The sequence below is a fragment of the Gordonia sp. (in: high G+C Gram-positive bacteria) genome (assembly GCF_049299075.1).
In the GTDB taxonomy this organism is placed as follows: domain Bacteria; phylum Actinomycetota; class Actinomycetes; order Mycobacteriales; family Mycobacteriaceae; genus Gordonia.
In genome coordinates, this window is the sequence record NZ_JBAQWU010000061.1 from 1 (window position 1) to 2430 (window position 2430).

3 protein-coding genes and 2 pseudogenes are annotated in these 2430 nt (G+C 70.7%); 1 reads left to right on the forward strand and 4 read right to left on the reverse strand.

Translation table 11 applies throughout. The annotated features are described in order from the left end of the window. The 4 genes and pseudogenes from WAW85_RS02285 to WAW85_RS02300 all read right to left on the reverse strand — a co-directional run. A pseudogene (locus WAW85_RS02285) lies at positions 1-881 on the reverse strand (hypothetical protein); the annotation flags it as partial. After that, positions 878-1183: a hypothetical protein gene (locus WAW85_RS02290; RefSeq protein ID WP_422558042.1), complete on the reverse strand. Its 306-nt coding sequence runs from the start codon at positions 1181-1183 to the stop codon at positions 878-880. The gene WAW85_RS02290 and the pseudogene WAW85_RS02285, both read right to left, overlap by 4 nt. Positions 1184-1213: 30 nt before the next feature. Beyond that, positions 1214-1549, reverse strand: a complete 336-nt coding sequence (locus WAW85_RS02295; RefSeq protein WP_422558043.1) for a YbaB/EbfC family nucleoid-associated protein — start codon at positions 1547-1549, stop codon at positions 1214-1216. Positions 1550-1557: 8 nt separating this feature from the next. Further along, on the reverse strand, positions 1558-1920 hold the full coding sequence (locus WAW85_RS02300; protein ID WP_422558044.1) for a hypothetical protein: 363 nt from the start codon (positions 1918-1920) through the stop codon (positions 1558-1560). 214 nt (positions 1921-2134) lie between these two features. Between WAW85_RS02300 and WAW85_RS02305 the strand changes: the two are divergent. Further along, positions 2135-2430, forward strand: a pseudogene (locus tag WAW85_RS02305) (hypothetical protein); the annotation flags it as partial.

The window sequence follows — 2430 nt, forward strand, 5'->3', positions numbered from 1 at the left end:
CCGACGGGGTGGCCCGTAGCAGCCGGTACCGCAGCGGCGACGAGTTGTCCGGCGACCTGCAGCGCCGCGGTGCCCAGCGGTATTGCCGCCTGCACTATCGCCGACACCGTGTCCGCGCTGATCGGCGGTGGGGTGACCGACACCGGCGTGCCGTCGACGGCCATCTTGGCGGTCGGAACCGCAAGCTGCGCGCGCGTGGCAGCCACCACGGTCATTCCCTCGGCCAGGCCTTCCGCGGCGAATCCGAGAACTGCGAGCTGCCCCGGCGGAGTCATGATGGCAGGCATCGTTGCGGCGATCAGCGTCGCGGTCTTCACGATCACGCCCTGCAAGGAGACCAGTCCCGCGCCGACAATCGCCAGCCCGGCCTGAATATCGGTGGTCATCGCCGCACCCTGCCCGGCCAGCAGCCCGGCATCGGCTGCGGAAGTCATCGACTTGACCCCCGCCCCGGTGGCCGACTGTCCGGACCACAGCCCGGAGAGCGCTTGCACGGCGCCGGTCACCGCACCGATCCCGGACTGCAACGCCGAGGTCAGGCCGGTGAGCTGCGTCGTCGGATCACCCACACCGCCGGGCAGCGTGCCAGTACCGAAAGTGCGCAGTAGTTCACCCAACGGGGCGAGCAGCGCCAGCGGATCGAGCGCGGGTAGCGCCGGAATACCGGGCGGGGCCGCAAGACCGGGCGGGGCCAGCAGGCTCCGCAGATCCGACATGTCCAGGCCGGAGAGGTCGGGCAGCGGCGGCAGCGTATCGGCGAGGTGGCCGAGACCGAGGCCGTCGAGCAGCTGGGCCGGGGTGGCGTCAAGGAGTTCGGTGAGCCCGGTGGGCGCCAGCAACTGGCCGATCGTCGGCTCGGCGAGAACCCCCGGCGCACTCATGCCGGACCGATCCCCGCGCTGCCAGCCAGGTCGGCGGCCTGCAGCGCCCCTAAGCCTGCTGTCGCGGCGCCCGCGGTGGCGGCCTGGACTGCGGCGAGGGCGCCGACTGAGGCGAGATGGTTGGCCTGCGCGAGCGAGAAGGCGGCCAGGAACTCCTGTCCGATCAAGCCGAACGCACCTGTCATCAGCGCAGCCCCCGCCGCGGTATCAGCGGCCCCGGCCGCAGCGGTGGCGGCAGACAACGCCGCCGAGGTTGCCGCGAACGACTCCACGGCCCCGGCGACCACAGTTACCTGTTCCATCTGCTTCTCCTCACTTTCGGTGTCCGACGGTCAGGGATTAGACGCACCGGACGCGTCTTCGGTTCCCGCAGCGTCCGGCGTGTCGCCGAACTCGCTCAGAAACTCTGCGGTCAGGTCGGCGCGCCGGGTATACAGCTCACGCGCAGCGGCCGCCGCGGCCGCCACGATCAAATGACCCAGCCTGCTGGCATCGCCCTGCCCGGCGCCGGCCAGCAGCCGCAGCCCGACCAGGGCTCCGGTCGCGTCCACCCGGACGGCGATCCGTCCATCGTCGGCGCGGGCCGTCACCGACAACCCGGTCAGGTCCCGGTGTAGCCGCTCCAGCACAGCCAGATGCGCGGCCGCGTCGGCAGTGATCTGGTCCATCGTGCGCGTCATCGTCGTGCCCCGGTCCCGCACCAGCGATCGACCGCCGCTTCGGCCCGGAGCAGCCCACTGCGGTCGGGCAGCCCCAAAGCGTCAAGCACTTCGCGCGCCGTACCTGCGGCCGCGAGTGACAGTCGGCGCTGATGCGCGCTGCTCGCCGCGGCCAGCGCGCATAGCGCGACGATCCGCTCGGCCACCACGTCTAAGCTCACCGACAACTGCGCCTGGGAAATCCTGACTCCGACCGGCAGGCCATCGGCGGTCGTCGTGACCACAAGGCCACCACACGACGACGCGGCATGACTCAGTGCGGCGCCGTCCAGGATCGACGGCACCGCACCAGCGGGCGGTGGCTCTGCGACGGTTCTCATATCGCTTAGACGCATGCCCCGGGTATTCCGGTTCCATCACGCGCCGTTCGGGCGTGTCGCGACCGACGCCCGATCAACACGCACAAGTACTTGGACGCACGGCAGCAAAGTTCGGTTCCGTTACCGATTTCTCGGGCGTGGCGCGCACACCGGCCGCTAACGTTCGCACCTCGGACGGATCGGTCCGTTCCGAAGCGATCACTGAGGGGGAACCATGACCGAAACACCGACGAGCCCACCCACCGGTCTAGCAGCAACCATGTTGCCGCCGTGGCTCGGCGGCGAGGGCATCGACCTCTCGCGCGTCGGCGCGGAGCCAATGACCCCAGCAGCGCCAATGACCCCAGCAGCGCCGACGACCCCAGCGCCGATGACCTCCGCGCCGATCCCGCGCGTCGTACCGTCGCACACGCACGACCACCCGTTGCCGCCCGCACCCGACTGGTCCGCACCTGCCCGACCACCCGAACCCGCCCGACCATTAGCCGACCGGCCGATAGCCCACCGGGC

Bases quoted from the DNA above. Each gene is read 5' to 3' on its own strand.
- WAW85_RS02290 (WP_422558042.1), bottom strand. From the start codon at position 1,183: ATGGAACAGGTAACTGTGGTCGCCGGGGCCGTGGAGTCGTTCGCGGCA.
- WAW85_RS02295 (WP_422558043.1), bottom strand. From the start codon at position 1,549: ATGGACCAGATCACTGCCGACGCGGCCGCGCATCTGGCTGTGCTGGAG.
- WAW85_RS02300 (WP_422558044.1), bottom strand. From the start codon at position 1,920: ATGAGAACCGTCGCAGAGCCACCGCCCGCTGGTGCGGTGCCGTCGATC.